Below are 17635 nucleotides of genomic sequence, written 5' to 3'. Positions count from 1 at the left end.
GCGGCTCCCCGGTGACCCGGGCTGTCCGCTGCCGCCGGTCGCCACCGTCTGCGGCGGCACCGCCGGGCGGTGCGGGCCGCCCGCCCCGCACCGCCCGGCTGTCCGTCGTCCGTCTATTCAGGAGGTTCCGTGGCCCTGTCCACCCTCGACCCGAACACCGCCCTCATCGTCGTCGACCTGCAGAAGGGGGTCGCCGCGCTGCCCGCGGTACATCCGATAGCGGAGGTCGCGGCCAACGCGGCGCGCCTGGCGGACGCGTTCCGCGAGCGCGGCCTGCCGGTCGTCCTCGTCCGCGCCACCGGCATCGCTCCGGGCCGCACGGAACGGTCGTTCAGCAGGCCAGGGGCACCCCGGCCGCCCGCCGACTCCGCGGACCTGCTGCCCGAACTGAACCAGCAGGAGTCGGACCACGAGATCCTCAAGCAGACCTGGGGCGCGTTCGTGTGCACCGGGCTCGACGACCACCTCCAGGACCTCGGGGCCACCCAGGTCGTCGTGGTCGGCGTCGCGACCAGCTTCGGTGTCGAATCCACCGCCCGGCAGGCGTACGAGCACGGCTACCACGTGACGCTCGCGACCGACGCGATGACCGACTTCAGCGCCGAAGCGCACGAGAACAGCGTCGTCCGGATCTTCCCCGCGCTCGGCGAGACCGGCACCACCGACGAAGTCCTGCACCTGCTCGAGAAGGTCGCCGCGACCGCCTGACCGACCCACTCGCCGCCCGGTCCTGGGCGGCGAGTGGGTCGTCGTTTCAGGCGCTCGGCGTGAACTGGTGCTTGAGGAAGGCGCCGGACCAGGCCATCAGGTCCGCGGGCACGTAGTAGCCCGACTCGTCGTTGACGGCGTCCCAGTTCTTGGCGAGATCTTCGATCGTGGCCGCGCCGCCGTCGTGCACGTAGCCTTCGGTCGAGGCGATGAACAGCCGCGCGAAGCGACCGGCTCCCGCCGTGTAGATCTCCCCGTTGACCGGGCAGCTTTCGTGGGCCAGGAACGCGGCCATCGGCGCCACGGCGTCCGACGGCATGAACGGCTGCCCGGGGACGGCCTGGGCGTCGTCGGCCAGCGGGTCGCCGCCCGCCATCCGGGTCTGTGCCGCCGGGGCGATCAGGTTGACCTTGATCCCGTGCGGCTCGCCGGCCAGCTTCGCGCTGCGGGCCAGACCGATGACCCCCGCCTTCGCCGCCGCGTACGACAGGTTGCTGTCGAGCCCGAACAGACCGGTCGAGGTGGTCAGCACGACCCGTCCGTAGCCCTGCTCGACGAAGTGCGGCCACGCGGCTCGCATGGTGGTGAACGAACCGAGCAGGTGCACGGCGAGGTGGCGCTCGAGGTTTTCCAGGTCGACGTCCGGCAGGCCGCCCCACCGGATGATCCCGGCGTTGTTGACCACGACGTCGATGCGGCCGAAGTGCTCGAGCGCCGTGCCGACGATGGCCTCACCGCCCGCCGTCGTGGAGACGTCGTGGGTGTCGGCCACGGCCTCGCCGCCGTCGGCCACGATCTCCTCGACGACCGACTGGGCGGGCCCGGCGTCGAGCCCGTCACCCGCCATCGACCCGCCGAGGTCGTTGACGACGACCTTCGCGCCCCGCTTGGCCAAGAGGCGGGCATGGGCCCGCCCGATGCCGCGGCCCGCGCCGGTGACGATCGCGACACGCCCCTGGAAACTGAACAACTCGCTCATCCGTGACTCCTCGTTCTGGAAGTGGTGCACCGGTGCGTCACCGGCCGTGAAACGTCGCTTGCCTCGGACCTTTCTCTACAAAGCTGCGCAATCCGTGCCGCGCGTCTTCGCTGGCGAAGCACCTGGTGATCAGATCGGCTTCCAGCGCCAGCCCGGCCTCGATCGGCAGTACGGCACTGGCATCGATCGCCTGCTTGGCATAGGCGAGGGCCAGCGGCCCTCGCGCGTAGACGAGTCCCTGCTCGACGGCGGCGTCGAGCACCTCGGCGTCGTCGACCACCCGATCAACGAGCCCGATCCGCAGTGCCTCGTCGGCGGGCACGCGCCGTCCGGAAAAGATGAGGTCCTTCGCCCTGGTGTGCCCGACGGCTCGCGCGAGCCGTTGCGTCCCGCCGGAGCCGGGCATGATCCCGAGGGTGATCTCGGGCAGCCCGAGCACGGCGCCGCTCCCGGCGATCCTGAAGTCGGCGGCGAGGGCCAGTTCACACCCACCACCCAGTGCGTAGCCGTTGATCGCCGCGATCGTCACCTGTGGGGCAGTCGAGATGGCGTGGAACGCCTGCTGCAGCACCTGGTTGCGCTCGTGGAACTGCTCGGGGGTCAGGTCGACGAGCTCTTTCACGTCCGCACCGGCCGCGAAGTGCCGCGCGCCTCCCGTGATCACGACGGCCCGGTAGGTCGTGCTCGCGTGCAGCTCCGCCGACACGTCCGCGAAGAGATCCCACATCGCCTGGTCGAGCGCGTTCACGGGCGGTCTTTCGATGCGCAGGACAGCGAGCCGCTCGTCGGACGGGTGGGCGTCGAGCCGCACCTTGGCCGGTTCCTCGGGGTTGGACACGGTTCTGTGCCTCCGGATCGTGCGCTACGCTGGGCGCGTTTAATGTACCGATCGGTCGACACTTCGCGCCAGCAGAGATTTGCCGGGCGCACCGAACGAAGGGTGGCAAACGCATGCACGGGGACCTGGCCGATCTCTCGGGTCGGCGAGTGGTGATCACCGGCGCCGGCCGCGGGCTGGGAAGTGTGCTCGCGACGGCGTTCGACACCGCGGGTGCGCGACTCGGGCTGGTGGCACGCTCCGAAGCCGCCCTGGACGAGGTGGCCGGCTCACTGCGGGGTGAGCCCCTGGTGTGCCCTGGGGACGTCCGTGACGCGGCGTTCAACGAATCCGTCGCCGCGCACATGGTCGAGCGCTTCGGCGGGGTGGACGTGTGGATCGGCAACGCCGGGGTGTCGCCCGGAGTCTCGCCGGTCACGGAGACGACCCCCGAGGCCTGGCGGGAAATCATCGACGTGAACCTGACCGGCACGTTCCTCGGCGCGCGGGCGGCCGCGGCGGCGATGGGCCCCGGCGGCCGGATCATCGTGACGGGCTCCGTGCTGGGAGCCAGGCCCCGGGCCGGCCTGGCCGCATACTCCGCTTCGAAGAGCGGCACCCAGGCACTGGTGGCCGCGCTGGCACAGGAGCTGGGGCCGCGGGGCATCACGGTCAACGCGGTCGCCCTCGGCTGGTTCGACACCGGACTGGGCGCCCACTGGCGCCGCGACACCGAGCGCGACACCGGCATCGTCGATCACACGGCACTGCGGCGCTGGGGCACTCCCGCCGACCTCCCCGGCATCTACTTCTTCCTGGCCTCGGAGTCTTCGGCCTACGTGACCGGAACGACGATCACGGTCGACGGCGGCTACTCGCTGCTCTGACGGACTTATCCCGCCCGGACGCCCGGCGACCGCAGATCGCGTTTGAGCACCTTGCCCGACGGCGTGCGCGGGAGTTCGTTCAGGAACAAGATCGCCGCAGGCACCTTGAACTTCGCCAACCGCTCCCGGCAGTGCGCCGTCAGCTCGGCCGCGTCGACCGCCGAACCGGGCCGACGCACGACGAACGCCTGCGGCACCTCCCCCCAGCGTTCGTGCGGCATGCCTACCACCGCTGCCTCGACCACATCAGGGTGCTCGTACAGGACCCGCTCGACCTCGGGTGTCGCGATGTTCTCGCCACCCGACACGATCATGTCCTTCTTGCGGTCCTCCATGTACAGGTAGCCGTCCTCGTCGACGCGGCCGATGTCGCCGGTGTGGAACCAGCCGTCACGCAGCGCCTTCGCCGTCGCTTCTTCGTCGCGCCAGTAGCCTGAAAACACCTTCGGCCCCGACAGCGTGATCTCCCCGAGTTGCCCGGCCGGCACCTCGCTCCCCTGCTCATCCACGACCCGGATCCGGAGGTGGACGACCGGACGGCCCACCGAGCCCACCTTCGAGAGCATGTGTTCGGCGTCGTTGAAGGTGTCGCCGGACACCGTTTCGGTCAGCCCGTAGGCGTCAGCGAACCAAGCGCCGGGGAAAGCCGCGCGGATGCGTTCCACCAGGGGCACGGGCATCTTCTCCCCGCCCCCGATGATGAACCGGAGCGACGAGGTGTCGCGCTCGGTCAGGTCGGGCAACCGGAGCACGGCGTTCATCATCGAGGGCGCGAGCCAGACGTTGGTCGGCCGCCGCGCTTCGATCGTGTCAATCACCTCGCGTGCGTCGAACTTGCGTAAGACGACCAGGCTCCCGCCCGCGTGCAACGTGCCCAGGCCGGGCAGGTCGAGTCCGCCGACGTGGTACAACGGCCCGCACACCAGCGTGGTGTCGGCGCTGGAGAGGCCGAACTCGACGAGGTGCCCGAGGTTCTTGAACAGGTGGTTGGCGTGCGTGATCCGCACGCCCTTGGGACGGGAGGTCGTGCCGGAGGTGTACATCAGCCGCTGCAGGTGATCCGGCCCGACCGGCTCGACCGGCACGTGCTCGCCGCGGTGGCGCGTCAGGATGTCCTCATAGGACAGCCAGCCGGACCGCCGCGGCCCGAGCAGGATGCGGTGGCGCGGCCCCTCCCCCGGGACCGCGTCGGCGAACTCGGGTTCGGTGAACAACGCGACCGCCTCGGAATGACCGAGGATGAACTTCCACTCGACGGGCGAGAGCCGGTAGTTCAGCGGCAGGAAAGCGGCGCCGATCCGGTTCAGCGCGAAGATCATCTCGAGGAACTCGAGGTGGTTGTAGAGCAGCAGAGCGACGATGTCTCCGCGGCCGATGCCCAGCTCACGCAGCCCGGCGGCCAGCGCGCCGACGCGGGCGTGGAACTCACGGTTGGTCAACCGCCGTTCGCCCTGGGAGAGCACCACCTTGTCCGGCTGACGGCTCGCGTTGTGATCGACCACGCTGGCGAAGTTGTACATCGGCCCTCCTCGGTGAGCGGCGTCGCGCGCACCGTCGCCGAGTGCCGTTCCCGAGTTTCGTGTACCGGTTGGTCTAGGAAACGGTGCCGCAAGCACTGTAAAGCCGTCCGCGCAGGCTGACAAGCCCCGGACCGCGACTCGGCCGAGGGTGGGATTGATCCCTTTTCCCGGGTGAACACGGCACCGCGCGCGAGGTGCGCATAAGCTCCTGAGCCATGCCAAGACCACCGGGGCACGGGCCGGGCTACGAGATCAAACGCCAGGAGATCATCGACCAGGCCGCGGCGCTGTTCGCCAAGCAGGGCTACGCGGCCACCGGCATCGCCGAGATCGGGCAGGTCGCCGGGCTGGCCAAGGGCGCGCTGTACTACTACATCGGCTCGAAGGAGAACCTGCTCGTCGAGATCCAGGACCGGGTGCTGCGCCCGCTGCTGACCTCGGCGCGCCGGATCGCGGCCTTGGACGAGGACCCCGTGCTGCGGCTGCGGCTGCTGTCGCAGGCACTGCTGGAGAACATCCTGGCCCGGCTGGACCACGTGTGGGTGTACGAGCACGACTACCGCAACCTGCGCGGCACGAACCGCGCGCGGCTGCTGCGCCAGCGCCGCGAGTTCGAAAAGATCGTCCAGGATCTGCTGACCACCGCGATGGACGACGGTTCGTTCCGCAAACTGGACCCGCGCCTGGCCATGCTCCAGTTCCTGAACATGCACAACCACACCTACCAGTGGGTCAAGCCGGGCGGCGAGTGGGACGCGGAAACCCTGGCCCGGGAGTACTGCACCACCCTCATCGTGGGTTTCCGCAGCTCCGGCTACCAGGTCGACGACCTCGAAGACCGCGTTCGCGAGTTTCTCGCCCAACGGCAGACACCCGCGGCAGAGCTTCCCCCTTCTCCCCCGGACGAGTGATTCACGAGCGCACCGACCGGCGGACCGCCGCGGCGATCCGCTCCTGATCGGGTAGCCACGCCCGCTCGAGCGACGGCGCGTAGGGCGCCGGGGTCGCGGCCGCGCCCACCCGGATCACCGGGGCGTCGAGGGTCCAGAAGCCCTCCTGCGCGGCGACGGCGGCCAGCTCGGCCCCCACCCCGAACTGCTCGACCGCCTGGTGCGCGACAACTAGCCGGCCGGTCTTGGCCAGCGAACGCAGCACCGTCTCGGTGTCGAGCGGCGCGATCGTCCGCAGGTCGATCACCTCGACGCTGATCCCCTCGCCCGCCAGCTGCTCGGCGACCGCGGCACAGTCGTGCACGAGCTTCGAATACGACACCAGCGTGACGTCGGTGCCCTCCCGGCGGATCGCCGCCCGCCCGAGCGGGATCAGGTGGCCCGGGTCCGGCCGCGGCCCCTTGCGTCCATAGAGCAGGCGGTTCTCGACGAAGACCACGGGGTTGGGGTCCCGGATCGCCGCGCGCAGCAGGCCGTAGGTGTCGGCCGGGGTCGAGGGCATCACCACGGTCAGCCCGGGGATGTGGGCGAGCAGGGCCTCCAGGCTCTGCGAGTGCTGGCTGCCCGACGACTTGCCCGCGCCGAACTGCGTGCGCACGACCAGCGGGAGGCTCACCGCGCCCCCGGTCATGAACCGCAGCTTGGCGGCCTGGTTCATCAGCTGGTCCAGGCACACGCCGATGAAGTCGAAGTACATCAGCTCCACCACCGGGCGCAGCCCGGCCATCGCGGCGCCGACCCCCACCCCGACCACCGCGCTCTCGGAGATCGGGGTGTCCCGCACCCGGCCCGGGTACTTCGCGGCGAGGCCGCGCGTCAAGCCGAAGACGTTGCCGCCGGCCCCGACGTCGATGCCGGCCAGGAACACCCCGTCGTCGGCGGCCAGCTCGTGGTCGAGGGCCTCGTGGATCGCGTCCATCGTCCGGAAGACCTCGCCGGCCGCGTCCGGCGGTTCCGGCACCGGTTCGCGGGGCACGCCGACGTAGTGGTGCAGCGTCTCCGGGGCCGGCTCGGCGGCCGCCCGCGCCTCGGCGACGGCCTGCTCGATCACCGCGTCGACCTCGCGGTCGATCTCGGCGACCCGGTCGGCGTCGAGGCGCTCCACCAGCCGGATCAGGGGATCCCGGGTCTTCCACTCGGCCAGCTCGGCCGGGTCGCGGTAGCTTTCCGGGTCGCCTTCGTAGTGTCCGTGCCAGCGGTAGGTCTCTGCCTCCAGGAGGACCGGGCCACCGCCGGAGCGAAGCTTCGCCACCAGGTCGGTCACGGTCTCGGCGACGGCGACGACGTCGTTGCCGTCGACGTGCGCGTAGTCCACGCCGTAGCCGCGGGCGCGGTCGGCCAGCGTCGCGCGGTGCTGGTCGGCCGCCGGGGAGAACTCGGCGTAGTGGTTGTTCTCGCAGCAGAAGACCACCGGCAGCTGCCACACCGCGGCGAGGTTGACGGCCTCGTGGAACATGCCCTGCGCGACCGCGCCGTCCCCGAAGAACGCCAGCACGACCCCGCCCCGGTCCCGCAATTGCGCGGCCGTGGCCGCGCCCACGGCGATCGGCAGGCCCGCGGCCACGATCCCGTTGGCGCCGAAGATGCCCTTGCGCGGATCGGCGATGTGCATGGAGCCGCCGCGCCCCTGACAGGTCCCGGTCTCCCGGCCCATCAGCTCGGCGAACATGCCCGTGACGTCGAGGCCCTTGGCGATGCAGTGGCCGTGCCCGCGATGGGTCGAGGTCACGACGTCGCGCTCGTCCAGCGGCCAGCACGCGCCGACCGCGGAGGCCTCCTGTCCGATGGACAAGTGCAGGAAGCCGGGAATCTCGTTGGTGCGGTACAGCCGGGACGCGCGGTCCTCGAACTGCCGGATCAGCCGCATCCTCCGGTACATCTCACAGAGCGCTTCGGCGGTCATCGCGTTCCTACCCCTGCCTTCCTCTTGACATTCGGCGAGGAACCACGATTCTTGTACCGACTGGTCGAAAAAACAAGGTGGTCGGCATGCGAGCCCTGCGGTGGCACGGAAGAGGAGATCTGCGGCTGGACGACGTGCCGCGACCGGGACAGCCCGGACCGCGCGAAGCCGTCGTCGAAGTCGCCTACAGCGGCGTTTGCGGCACAGACCTGCACGAATACCTGCACGGCCCGAACCTCATCCGGACCGGTCCGCACCCCTTGACCGGACACGCCCCGCCCGTCACCCTCGGACACGAGTTCAGCGGCCGGGTGACCGCGTTGGGCAGCCCGGTGCCCGGGATCGACGTCGGCACGCGGGTGGTCGTCGACCCGTGCCTGCGCTGCGGAACCTGCCGCTGGTGTCGGCACGGCGAGTATCACATCTGCGCGAAGGGCGGTTCGGTCGGTCTCGCCTCCGACGGGGCCTTCGCCCCGTTCGTCACCGTGCCACTGGAGGGACTCGTCAAGGTCCCGGACGGAGTTTCCGACGAGATCGCCGCGCTGGCCGAGCCGCTCGCTGTCGGGCTGCACGCGGTCCGCCGGGCGGCGATCCAGCCGGGCGACAATGTGCTCGTCCTCGGCGCCGGCCCCATCGGCGTCGCCGTCCTGATGGCGGTGAAGCTGGCCGGCGCCGCGGGCATCTACGTCAGCGAGCCGGTGCCCGAACGCGCCGAGCGCGCCGCCGCCCTCGGCGCGACGGAGGTCTTCGACCCCACGGCGGCCGACGTGCGGCGCGAAGTATTCCTGCGCACCGGCCGGATCGGCCCGGACGTCGTGGTCGAGGCCACCGGCCGGCCGGAGCTCGTCGAACTCGCCGTCACCACGGTCCGCCGCGGCGGCCGGGTCGTCCTCGCCGGGATCAGCGGCGGCTCGGCGTCCCTGCCGATCACGCAGATCGTCCCGTTCGAGCGGACCGTGCTCGGCTCGCTCGGCTACAACTTCGACATCCCCCGGGTCCTGGACCTGATCGCCGACGCCCGCTTCGACCCGGCTCCGTTGCTCACCGGCGTGTACCCGCTGTCGAAGGGCCTCGACGCGTTCGCGGAACTCGACGGCGACCGCGGCCGGCACCTGAAGATCCTGCTGAACCCGAAGGAGCACTGATGGATTTCGACCTGCCCGAGGAGACCCTCGCGGTGCAGCGCCTCTGCCGGGACTTCGCCGCGAAAGAGATCGCGCCGTACGCCGCGGACTGGTCCGAGCGCGCGTACTTCCCCGCCGAGGTGTTCCGCAAGCTCGGCGGGCTGGGCCTGATGGGCATGCTCGTCGACGAGGCCTACGGCGGCGCGAACGCCGGGTTCGTGTCCTACGTGGCCGCGATGGAGGCGCTCGGGGCGGCCGACCAGTCCGTGGCCTCCGCCTGGAACGCGCATTCGACGATCGCGTCGCTGCCGCTGGCCACCTTCGGCACCGAAGACCAGAAGCAGAAGTGGCTCGCCCCGCTGGCGGCGGGCCAGAACATCGGCGCGTTCGGGCTCACCGAACCGACGGCGGGCTCGGACGCCGCCGGGATCCGCACCCAGGCGCGTCGCGACGGCGACAGCTGGGTGCTGAACGGCACCAAGATGTTCATCAGCAACGCCGGCACGGAGATGAGTCTCGGCGTCACCGTCCTCGCGGTGACCGGTGACGGCGAAGGCGGCAAGAAGCGGTACGGCACGTTCTTCGTCCCCGACGGCACCCCCGGCTACGAGAAGGGACAGCCGCTGCGCAAGCTCGGCTGGCACGCGATGGACACGCGCGAGCTCGTGTTCACCGACTGCCGGGTCCCCGACGACCACCTCATCGGCGAAGAGGGCAACGGGCTGCGCCAGTTCCTCGAAGTGCTCGACGCGGGCCGGATCAGCGTCGCCGCGCTGGCATTGTCGCTCGCGCAGGCCGCGCTCGACCTCGCCATCCGGCACGCCGGCGACCGGCACCAGTTCGGCCGCCCGCTCAGCCGGTTCCAGGCGGTCGGGCACAAGCTCGCCGACATGGCCACCGAGATCGAAGCCGCCCGCGGACTCGTCTACCGCGCCGCCTGGCTCGGTGACCAGGGGCGGCCCTTCGGCAAGGAGGCGGCCATGGCCAAGCTGTACGCCTCGGAGGTGGCCAACCGCGCGGCCAGCGCGAGTGTCCAGATCCACGGCGGCTACGGCTACATCCGCGAGTCGGCCATCTCGCGCTTCTACGCCGACGCCAAGATCCTCGAGATCGGCGAGGGCACCAACGAGGTGCAGCGCAACGTCATCGCCAAGGCACTGACCGCGGGCGGGCGCTGACCGCGTCCGCCCGCGGGTGGCGACGTCACCAGGTGACCGGCAGTTCGAGGACGCCGTAGGCGAGGTAGTCGTCCTTGAACCGGAGGCTGTCGACGCCGGTCGCCGGTGCGAGGGTGGGAATGCGCTTGTAGAGCGTGCTGTAGACGACCTGGAGCTCGACCCGGGCCAACTGCTGCCCGACGCACTGGTGGATGCCGAACCCGAAGGCGTGGTGCTGCCGGGCCTGGCGGTGCAGGTCGAGCCGCTCGGGGTCGGGGAAGACGTCGCCGTCCCAGTTGGCCACCGGCAGCGGCACGATGATGCCCTCGCCCGCCCGGATGGTCTCGCCGCCGATCTCGATGTTCTCGGTGGCGACGCGCCGCAGCCCGTGATGGGCGATGGACAGGTAACGCAACATCTCCTCGACCGCCCCGGCGATGACCTTGGGGTCGTCGCCGGTCCGGAAGACGTCGAGCTGATCGGGGTTCTCCAGCAGCGCGAGAGTGCCGAGGGCGATCATGTTGGCGCTGGTTTCGTGTCCGGCGATGAGCAGCACCACACCCAGCTGCGCGGCACCGGCGACGTCGATCTCGCCGGTCTTGACCCGCTCGGCCAGCTCGGCGACCCAGCCTTCGCCGGGATTCTCCATCCGGGTTGTGATCAGCCGGGCGAGATACCCGACGAGTTCGGTGTTGGCACGGGTGTTGTCCTCGGCGGTGGCGTTGCGGTCGACCGCAACCGTGGCGTTGCGCTGGAACAGGTCGTGGTCTTCGTAGGGGACGCCGAGCAGCTCGCAGATCATCAGCGTCGGCAGCGGCAGGGCAACGGCCTGGACGAGATCGACCGGCTTCGGGCCGGCGAGCATCTTGTCGATGAGGTCGTCGGTGATCTGCTGGATGGCCGGGCGGAGCGCTTCGACACGCTTGGCGGTGAAGGGAAAGGTCATCAACCGCCGGAACCGGGTGTGCTCGGGGGCGTCGGTGTTGAAGATGGTTTGCGGGTGGTGGCGAACGTTCTCGGCGGTCGCAGCGTTCTGGTGGGGAAAACCGGGTCGTTTGTCGTCCATGCTGACCCGCGGATCGGACAGGATGGACCGCTGCTCGGCGTGCCCGGTGATCAGCCACGGGCTGCTGCCGTCCCACAAGCGCACCCGCGACAGCGGCCTTTCCGCCGCCACCTCACGCAACGCGGGCGGCGGCGCAAACGGGCAGCCGGCCGCCCGCGCCGCCGGGAACTCGGTGAAGGTCTCGGTCATGGCACTCCTCCAAAGGATGATGTTCAGTGGTCAAGCGGGAACGGGCTCGGTGAGCGCGTCGGCGACTTCCTGACGGCGCAACCGGGTCTGCTTGGGCATGTTCCAGCCGAGGACGCCAGTTGTGCGGCCGTCCTGCTCGTAGCGTGCGACGAACCGACCCGCGGTCACGTAACCGTCCACAATGGTCACCTCGGCGGCCGCCGGGAGCAGGCCGTGAACCTGCAGTTTGACGTCGAATTGATCGGTCCAGTAATACGGCACCGGCGTGTAGGGCCGGTCTTCGCCGAGGATGGCGGCGGCCACCGCGGCGGCTTGTTCGGTGGCGTTGGTCCGGTTCTCCAGCCGCATCGACGTCCCGTACCCTTCGTGGTGCCACCGCGCAACGTCACCGACCGCGTAGACGTCCGCCGCGGCACGGCACCGCGAGTCGCACACCACGCCGTTATCCAGGGTCAGGCCACTCCCGGCGAGCCAGCCGGTCACCGGGTCGGCGCCGACGGCCACGACGACGACGTCGGCCGGGAGCACCTCGCCCGTCATCAGGCACACGCCCGCGACGTGGTGCCGGCGGCTGGTGAAGCCGCTGACACCGGTGCCCAGCCGCAGTTGGACCCCGCCCGCGGTGTGCAGGTCCGCCAGCAGGCTGCTGACCAACGGGCCGACCTGGGCCGCCAGGGGCGCCGGCTGCGGGCCGACCATGGTGACGGCGAGTCCGAGGCCGGCCGCGGTGGCGGCGATCTCGGCCCCCAGCACGCCGTCGCCGACCACCACGAGCCGGGACGCGGCGAGCAGGTCCGCCCGCAGCGCCAGCGCGTCGTCGAGGGTGCGCAGCACGTGGATGCCCTCGAGGCCGTCCTGACCCGGCAGTGTCCGGGGCCGGACGCCGGTGGCGATCACGACGGTGTCGGCGCTCCATGCGTGCCCGGACTCCGTGTGGACGGTGCGGGTCGCCGGATCCAGGCTTGTAGCCGCGTCCCCGAGTACGAACTCGGCGTCCAGTGCGGACAGTTCCGCTTCTGTGCGCAGCTGCGTCCGGCCGGGTTCCCAGGCCCCGGCGAGCACCTGTTTGGACAGTGGCGGCCGATCGTAGGGCAGGTGGGCCTCGGCGCCGAGGACGGTCGCCGCACCGTGGTAACCCTTGCGCCGCAGTGACTCCACCGTAGAAAGACCGGCGACGGAGGCGCCGACCACCAGCACATTCCGTGGCGTGTTCACGCCTCCTCCTGCAACCGGATGGCCATCGCGGGGCATACACCAGCGGCTTCACGCACGCTTGCCTGCAGGTCCGCCGGCGGATCCGACAGGAGCAGGATGACGACGCCGTCCTCGTCCCGCTGGTCGAACACCTCGGGGGCGATCGTCACGCACGTTCCTGCGGCGCAACACTTTTCCTGGTCGATGGAAATCTTCATGACTGTCCTTTCGTACGTCAGTCGAAGGTCACGACGACCTTGTCGGCGGCACCCGGCGTCGAAGCGAGGTCGAGTGCGGCCAGCACGTCGGTGAAGGGGATGCGGTGGCTGATGATGCGGGCGTAGCGGTCCTGGTTGGCGACGATGTCGCCGGTCACCTGGTAGATCTCCTGCGGGTAACCCATCGCCGTGACGATCGTCGGCTCGACACCGAGCAGGGCGCCGAAGTCCACGGATACGGGCTTCTTGTGCAGAGCCACGACTCCCAGCGTCGCGTTCGCCTTCGCAGCCGCCAGCGCGGTCTCGATCACCGCCGGCACGCCGGCTGCGTCGAGGTAGATGTCGGTGCCGGCGCGGGGCGCCCCCAGCACGGTCGCGCCGGGGCCGTGCAGTTCGGTGAGCCGGGCGGCGACGTCCTCCTCGGCGGAGTGGATGACGGCGTCCGCCCCGACGGCGAGTGCCTTGTCCAGCCGGGCCGGCTGGACGTCGACGACGACTACGTGGCGGGCCCCGCTGGTCCGGTAGCCGAGCACCGCGCCGAGCCCGATCGGGCCCGCGCCGAAGACGACGACCGTGTCCCCCGGCTTCGGGGCCGTGCGGTTCACCGCGTGCCGGGCGACCGCCATCGGCTCGTTGATCGCCGCCACGTCGAACGGGAGGTCCCGCGGGATGATCTGGAGTTCACGGCCGGGTTCGGCGTCGTGGAAGAGCAGGTACTCGGTCAGCGCGCCCATGGGTCCGCCACTGCCGAGCAACTGGGAGCCGGGCGCCAGCGGATTCATCACAACGTGGTCGCCGGGCACGAACCCGGTGACCTCCGTACCGACCTCGACGACCTCACCCGCGCCCTCGTGCCCGAGCGGAGTGGCGCCTTCCCGCGGCGGGATGCCACCCCGGGCGATGTAGTAGCCGTCGGAACCGCAGAGGCCGCAGGCTCGCATCCGGACCAGGACGTCCTTCGGGCCGGCGGAAGGCTTCGGCACCTCCACCACTTCGACGCGGCCAGGGCCGGTGACCACAACGGACTTCATCATGAACCTCCAAAAATTCGGGAAACGACTGCGATGAATCAGTTCAGGAAGCGGGCGGCCTGCTCGAGGGATTGGTCGAGCACGGCGTGGTGACGCTCGATCAGCGGCGTCACCTTGGCGGTCCGCCGCGCACGCAACCGCTTGTAGAGGAAATACGGCGCGGCCCAGAGCACCACGCCGTGGAAACCGAGGAACAGGAACAACGGGATCAGCGCGACGTTGAAGCTGAAGACCGCGCCGGCGAAGAAGGCGGCACCGGCGAGCCCTGCCGCGTAGGCGGCGACGGACGCCCTGGCCGTCTTGGATCGTTCGAGCCGCTCGATCGAGGCGAGCGCATCTTGGGCTGTCCGCTGCAACTCGGCCACCACGGTCCGGTTCCGGATCCAGCGATCGCGCTTCAGGTTCAGGACGACGGTCTTGCCCGGCGGCCGGGCGTATCCGTCGAAGGTCCAGCCGAAGCCGGCGTAGATGTCGCGGTAAAGCGACTCGCTGTCCCGGTCCACCTGAACAGTCGTGTACTCGTGGGAAACAGACTGCCGTGCGTTCGCGGTGATCGTCATGTGACCATCGTGGACGGACGCGGGACGTCGCGAATCGTCCTGGTGAATCGCCTTCGTCTACTGCGTTCGCAGTATGCCGCCCGGATGGCCGCGTGCGAGGATCGGCGCATGCCAGCCGATGTGTGGGAGCGGAGCCCGATGGTGCTCCGCCGTCCCCGCGTGTTCGACATCGCCGCGCTCGTCGTGATCGGGCTCGGCGTGACCGTCGACGCCATCACGAGCCCGGCCCTGCCGCATCCGCTCGTGCGCTACACCGCGCTCGTCCTCGTCTGTCTCGGCGTCGCCGTGAGCAGGCGCTACCCGTGGCCCGGGCTGGGCCTCACGCTCGCCGGGCCACTCCTGGCCGCACTGCTCGGCGCCGATCCGCTGCCGAACTGGACGTTCGCGGTCTTCGCCACGTTCGTGGTCGCCGTGCGGGGAATCCCCGCGCTGCCGGCGGGGCTCGCCACCGGCGCGGTGAACTACCTGGCCATCACCATCCACGACGCCGCGGGCGGATGGGACAACATCGGGTCGATCGCCGTGGCGTTCTCGCTGGCCGCCGCGGCCACCGGGAGCGCCATCCGCGGCCACCACCGGTACTGGGACGAACTGCGCAAGCGGACGCAAGACGCGGTCACGACCCGCGAAGCAGAGGCCGAGCGCCGCGTGGCCGAGGAGCGGGTGCGGATCGCGCGCGACCTGCACGATGCCCTCGGCCACGAGGTCGCGCTGGTGAGCATGCACCTCGGCGCCGCCGAGGTGCACCTGCCGGACGGGGCGGACGTCGCTCGTGCGGACCTCGCGGCGGCGAGGAGTGGGGTGCAGTCCGTGCTCCGCGAGACGCAGCACGTGCTCAGTGCGCTGCGCGTCGACGGCGAGGAACCAGGCACCGCCCCGGCCGCGGACTACGGGCGCATCACCGAGCTCGTCGAGGCGTCCCGCGCCGCGGGCCTCGACGTCGACGCCACCGTCGACCCGCCGCCCGCGGACCTCCCGCACACCGTCGGCACGGCGGCCTACCGCATCGTCCAGGAAGCGCTGACCAACGCCCAGCGCCACGGCACCGGCACTCTCACCTTGCGCGTCACCGCTGACACCGATGTGCTGACGGTCGAAGCGGTCAACGTGCGCGCACCGCGCGAAGAGTCGTCCCGCCCGGGATACGGCCTCGTCGGCATGCGCGAACGTGCCGCGTCCGTCGGCGGCCGGCTCGAAGTCCGCGAGGAGGGGCAGCTGTTCTGGGTCCGTGCCGTCCTCGACCTCGACACGGAGGACAACCGATGATCCGGGTGATGCTCGTCGACGACCAGGAGATGATCCGCGTCGGCCTTCGCACGATGCTCGACGCACATCAGGACATCGAGGTGGCCGCCGAAGCCGGGGACGGCCTGCTCGCGCTGCGGCTGCTGGAGACGACGCCGGTCGACGTCGTGCTGATGGACATCCGGATGCCCGGCATCGACGGGGTGGAGACCACGCGCCGCATCCGCCGCGCCTACCCGCCCGGCCAGGTACGCATCATCGTGCTCACCACGTTCGACCACGACGAGAACGTGTTCGCCGCACTCCGGGCCGGCGCGAACGGCTTCCTCGGCAAGGGAGTCGGCCCGGCCGAGCTCACCGGCGCCATCCTCGAAGTCGCCGCTGGTGGTGGCGCGCTGACTCCGGCCGCGGCCGCCGCCCTCATCAGCCACGTGGCGAGCGACCCCGGCTTCCGGGCCGAGCCGGAGATCGTCCGGTTGTTCGAGGCGCTCACGCCGCGGGAGCGTGAGATCGTCGAAGCCATCGTGTCCGGCTTGGACAACACACAGATCGCCGAACAGATGTACGTCTCGCCGTTCACGGTCAAAACCCACGCGAACCGGGCGATGACCAAGGTCGGCGCCCGCGACCGTGCCCAACTCGTCACCCTCGCCTTCCGCGCCGGAATCCGGCCGCCCCAGTAACAACGAGCAGGAGCACTGCGCCGCGGACGAACGCGACCGGCTTTGGTGATCCGCCGGCCGGAATCGAATATCCGCGGACGATCGATGGCCTCAGCCGGAGGGGCGGGCCGATGCGCGGATGCGTTGGGTGGTGACGGCGGTCAGAGCCAGTGCCGCGAACCCCGCGGCGAGGACCAGGGGGTGGTCGACGAGCACGTCGCTGACCGGCTCGACCGGATTGGTCGACGTGATGCCGGTGCGTTCGGCGAGCCAGGCAGCGGCGAGGAGCGCTCCGAGGGCGGCGACCCCGATGCGCCAGTACGGGTAGATGACGGTGCGGCTGAGCATGATGAGCGACGGCATCACCAGCGCGACCACGAGAAGCTGGGTGAGTTCGATACCGGCATTGAACCCGAGGAGGGTGACCACGAGGTTGGCTCGGCTGAGGTCGAGTTCGCCGAGGAGCGCGGCGAACGCGAGACCGTGGAGCAGACCGAACGTACCCGCGATCAGCACCTCGCCCCGGCGCACGAGTGGCCGGATCGCGTGGATGGCCGACACCAGGACCGACAGGGCGATGCCGCTCTCCACCAGCCGGGTCGGGAGGTGGACCAGGCCGAGGGCGCCGAGAGCGAGGGTGATGGAGTGTCCGATGGCGAACGCGGTGACCACGTGCACCACGCGCCATCCGGCACGTCGCGGATCGGTGCGAGGTACCCACCGGTGGCGTTTCGCCAGCAGTGGTGCAGGAAGCAGCAGCATGATGAGGAACAGCAGGTGGTCGCTGCCGCCGCTGATGTGCTCGACGCCCAACTGGACCGCCGAGAGGAACCCGTCGGTCGACGCGGGTGCGGCGGCGGAGACGACGGGAACACTCTGACGCTGCCACGAAAGCATGACCAGCGTGGTGTAGTCGCCCGAGTGGCCCCAGCGCGCGGAGACGAAAACCCGGTGCGAGGCGAGCCGGTCGATGACGGCGTCGTAGTCGAGTGTGAAGTCGCCGACCGTGCCCGTGGACGGCGTGAGGGTGGCGTCGAGGACGAGGTGGTCGATGCCGTCGATGTTCTCGACCATGCCGCCGGTGACGGTGGTCACCCACGTCCGGTCACCCGGGTCAGTGGCTGACATGTGGGCTCGCACGTAGGAACGCAGGCCGGTGATCGTCGCGGGGTCGAGAACGTTCGACGGGGTGTAGGTCCGGCCGAAGGCGCTGCCGAGCTCGTCGAGGGGCAGTTCGATCTTGGCGGTGACCTCGTCTGCGCCGAGGTCGAGCAGCACCGCGCTGGTGCTAATGGGGTGCGCGGACGCCGGTGGCGCGCCGCCCAGCACCAGGGTGATCAGGACGCCGAGCACGGCCAGGAACCGGCGGCCCGGCCGCGGTGTGCCGCGCCCACCGGCTCCTGGCGAGTCCGTCGCCGAGCGCAT

General features: G+C 70.5%; 17 protein-coding genes. 7 read left to right on the top strand and 10 right to left on the bottom strand.

The annotated features are described in order from the left end of the window. Positions 1-129 precede the first annotated feature (129 nt). The gene (locus AB0N03_RS09365) at positions 130-708 is read left to right on the top strand and encodes an isochorismatase family protein (RefSeq protein WP_364367866.1); all 579 of its coding nucleotides are present in this window, start codon (positions 130-132) and stop codon (positions 706-708) included. A 46-nt stretch (positions 709-754) separates the two neighbouring features. Here AB0N03_RS09365 and AB0N03_RS09360 read toward each other — a convergent pair whose 3' ends face one another. Both AB0N03_RS09360 and AB0N03_RS09355 read right to left on the bottom strand, forming a co-directional pair. Beyond that, entirely contained in the window at positions 755-1687 is a 933-nt protein-coding gene (locus AB0N03_RS09360) for an SDR family NAD(P)-dependent oxidoreductase (protein WP_364367863.1), read from the bottom strand. Positions 1688-1724: 37 nt separating this feature from the next. Continuing rightward, positions 1725-2525 (bottom strand): enoyl-CoA hydratase-related protein, encoded by an 801-nt coding sequence (locus tag AB0N03_RS09355; protein WP_364367860.1) that lies wholly within the window; start codon positions 2523-2525, stop codon positions 1725-1727. Between the two features lie 113 nt (positions 2526-2638). Here AB0N03_RS09355 and AB0N03_RS09350 point away from each other — a divergent pair, with 113 nt between their 5' ends. Continuing rightward, complete coding sequence (locus AB0N03_RS09350; protein WP_364367857.1) at positions 2639-3391, top strand: SDR family NAD(P)-dependent oxidoreductase; 753 nt, start codon at positions 2639-2641, stop codon at positions 3389-3391. A 5-nt stretch (positions 3392-3396) separates the two neighbouring features. On the opposite strand, the gene AB0N03_RS09345 is transcribed toward AB0N03_RS09350, so the two are convergent. After that, positions 3397-4911, bottom strand: coding sequence for a long-chain fatty acid--CoA ligase (locus tag AB0N03_RS09345; protein ID WP_364367854.1), 1515 nt, complete (start codon positions 4909-4911; stop codon positions 3397-3399). 215 nt (positions 4912-5126) lie between these two features. On the opposite strand from AB0N03_RS09345, the gene AB0N03_RS09340 reads away from it, so the two are divergent. Next, the gene (locus tag AB0N03_RS09340; RefSeq protein ID WP_364367851.1) at positions 5127-5822 is read left to right on the top strand and encodes a TetR/AcrR family transcriptional regulator; all 696 of its coding nucleotides are present in this window, start codon (positions 5127-5129) and stop codon (positions 5820-5822) included. A gap of 1 nt (position 5823) precedes the next feature. On the opposite strand, the gene AB0N03_RS09335 is transcribed toward AB0N03_RS09340, so the two are convergent. Further along, complete coding sequence (locus AB0N03_RS09335) at positions 5824-7764, bottom strand: dehydrogenase E1 component subunit alpha/beta (RefSeq protein WP_364367848.1); 1941 nt, start codon at positions 7762-7764, stop codon at positions 5824-5826. 86 nt (positions 7765-7850) lie between these two features. Between AB0N03_RS09335 and AB0N03_RS09330 the strand changes: the two genes are divergently transcribed. Beyond that, entirely contained in the window at positions 7851-8909 is a 1059-nt protein-coding gene (locus AB0N03_RS09330) for a 2,3-butanediol dehydrogenase (protein WP_364367845.1), read from the top strand. After that, positions 8909-10066 (top strand): acyl-CoA dehydrogenase family protein, encoded by a 1158-nt coding sequence (locus AB0N03_RS09325; RefSeq protein WP_364367842.1) that lies wholly within the window; start codon positions 8909-8911, stop codon positions 10064-10066. The genes AB0N03_RS09330 and AB0N03_RS09325 overlap by 1 nt, the downstream gene beginning before the upstream one ends. Before the next feature lie 25 nt (positions 10067-10091). On the opposite strand, the gene AB0N03_RS09320 is transcribed toward AB0N03_RS09325, so the two are convergent. From AB0N03_RS09320 to AB0N03_RS09300, 5 genes are read right to left on the bottom strand one after another with little or no spacing between them, the layout of a single operon-like run. Next, positions 10092-11300: a cytochrome P450 gene (locus AB0N03_RS09320; RefSeq protein ID WP_364367839.1), complete on the bottom strand. Its 1209-nt coding sequence runs from the start codon at positions 11298-11300 to the stop codon at positions 10092-10094. Between the two features lie 30 nt (positions 11301-11330). Continuing rightward, on the bottom strand, positions 11331-12515 hold the full coding sequence (locus tag AB0N03_RS09315; RefSeq protein ID WP_364367836.1) for an FAD-dependent oxidoreductase: 1185 nt from the start codon (positions 12513-12515) through the stop codon (positions 11331-11333). After that, positions 12512-12712 (bottom strand): ferredoxin, encoded by a 201-nt coding sequence (locus AB0N03_RS09310; protein WP_364367833.1) that lies wholly within the window; start codon positions 12710-12712, stop codon positions 12512-12514. Before AB0N03_RS09310 ends, AB0N03_RS09315 begins: the two co-directional genes overlap by 4 nt. Positions 12713-12729: 17 nt before the next feature. Next, positions 12730-13746: a zinc-binding dehydrogenase gene (locus tag AB0N03_RS09305; RefSeq protein ID WP_364367830.1), complete on the bottom strand. Its 1017-nt coding sequence runs from the start codon at positions 13744-13746 to the stop codon at positions 12730-12732. 35 nt (positions 13747-13781) lie between these two features. After that, a complete protein-coding gene (locus tag AB0N03_RS09300) occupies positions 13782-14303 on the bottom strand; it encodes a hypothetical protein (RefSeq protein ID WP_364367827.1) in 522 nt (173 codons plus the stop codon). Between the two features lie 108 nt (positions 14304-14411). Here AB0N03_RS09300 and AB0N03_RS09295 point away from each other — a divergent pair, with 108 nt between their 5' ends. Together AB0N03_RS09295 and AB0N03_RS09290 are read left to right on the top strand one after the other, a co-directional pair. After that, positions 14412-15569 (top strand): histidine kinase, encoded by a 1158-nt coding sequence (locus tag AB0N03_RS09295; protein WP_364367825.1) that lies wholly within the window; start codon positions 14412-14414, stop codon positions 15567-15569. Then, positions 15566-16231, top strand: a complete 666-nt coding sequence (locus AB0N03_RS09290; protein ID WP_364367822.1) for a response regulator transcription factor — start codon at positions 15566-15568, stop codon at positions 16229-16231. Before AB0N03_RS09295 ends, AB0N03_RS09290 begins: the two co-directional genes overlap by 4 nt. A 90-nt stretch (positions 16232-16321) precedes the next feature. Here the strand turns inward: AB0N03_RS09290 and AB0N03_RS09285 are convergent, their stop codons facing one another. Continuing rightward, positions 16322-17635: a HupE/UreJ family protein gene (locus tag AB0N03_RS09285; protein ID WP_364367819.1), complete on the bottom strand. Its 1314-nt coding sequence runs from the start codon at positions 17633-17635 to the stop codon at positions 16322-16324.

This window comes from Amycolatopsis sp. NPDC051061 (genome assembly GCF_040682935.1).
GTDB lineage: Bacteria > Actinomycetota > Actinomycetes > Mycobacteriales > Pseudonocardiaceae > Amycolatopsis.
The sequence above is the reverse complement of the archived record's forward strand: the minus strand, read 5'-3'. Positions and strand labels throughout refer to the sequence as shown.

Bases quoted from the DNA above. Each gene is read 5' to 3' on its own strand.
- AB0N03_RS09360 (WP_364367863.1), bottom strand. From the start codon at position 1,687: ATGAGCGAGTTGTTCAGTTTCCAGGGGCGTGTCGCGATCGTCACCGGC.
- AB0N03_RS09350 (WP_364367857.1), top strand. From the start codon at position 2,639: ATGCACGGGGACCTGGCCGATCTCTCGGGTCGGCGAGTGGTGATCACC.
- AB0N03_RS09345 (WP_364367854.1), bottom strand. From the start codon at position 4,911: ATGTACAACTTCGCCAGCGTGGTCGATCACAACGCGAGCCGTCAGCCG.
- AB0N03_RS09340 (WP_364367851.1), top strand. From the start codon at position 5,127: ATGCCAAGACCACCGGGGCACGGGCCGGGCTACGAGATCAAACGCCAG.
- AB0N03_RS09335 (WP_364367848.1), bottom strand. From the start codon at position 7,764: ATGACCGCCGAAGCGCTCTGTGAGATGTACCGGAGGATGCGGCTGATC.
- AB0N03_RS09330 (WP_364367845.1), top strand. From the start codon at position 7,851: ATGCGAGCCCTGCGGTGGCACGGAAGAGGAGATCTGCGGCTGGACGAC.
- AB0N03_RS09325 (WP_364367842.1), top strand. From the start codon at position 8,909: ATGGATTTCGACCTGCCCGAGGAGACCCTCGCGGTGCAGCGCCTCTGC.
- AB0N03_RS09320 (WP_364367839.1), bottom strand. From the start codon at position 11,300: ATGACCGAGACCTTCACCGAGTTCCCGGCGGCGCGGGCGGCCGGCTGC.
- AB0N03_RS09310 (WP_364367833.1), bottom strand. From the start codon at position 12,712: ATGAAGATTTCCATCGACCAGGAAAAGTGTTGCGCCGCAGGAACGTGC.
- AB0N03_RS09305 (WP_364367830.1), bottom strand. From the start codon at position 13,746: ATGATGAAGTCCGTTGTGGTCACCGGCCCTGGCCGCGTCGAAGTGGTG.
- AB0N03_RS09300 (WP_364367827.1), bottom strand. From the start codon at position 14,303: ATGACGATCACCGCGAACGCACGGCAGTCTGTTTCCCACGAGTACACG.
- AB0N03_RS09295 (WP_364367825.1), top strand. From the start codon at position 14,412: ATGCCAGCCGATGTGTGGGAGCGGAGCCCGATGGTGCTCCGCCGTCCC.
- AB0N03_RS09290 (WP_364367822.1), top strand. From the start codon at position 15,566: ATGATCCGGGTGATGCTCGTCGACGACCAGGAGATGATCCGCGTCGGC.
- AB0N03_RS09285 (WP_364367819.1), bottom strand. From the start codon at position 17,635: ATGCGCTCGGCGACGGACTCGCCAGGAGCCGGTGGGCGCGGCACACCG.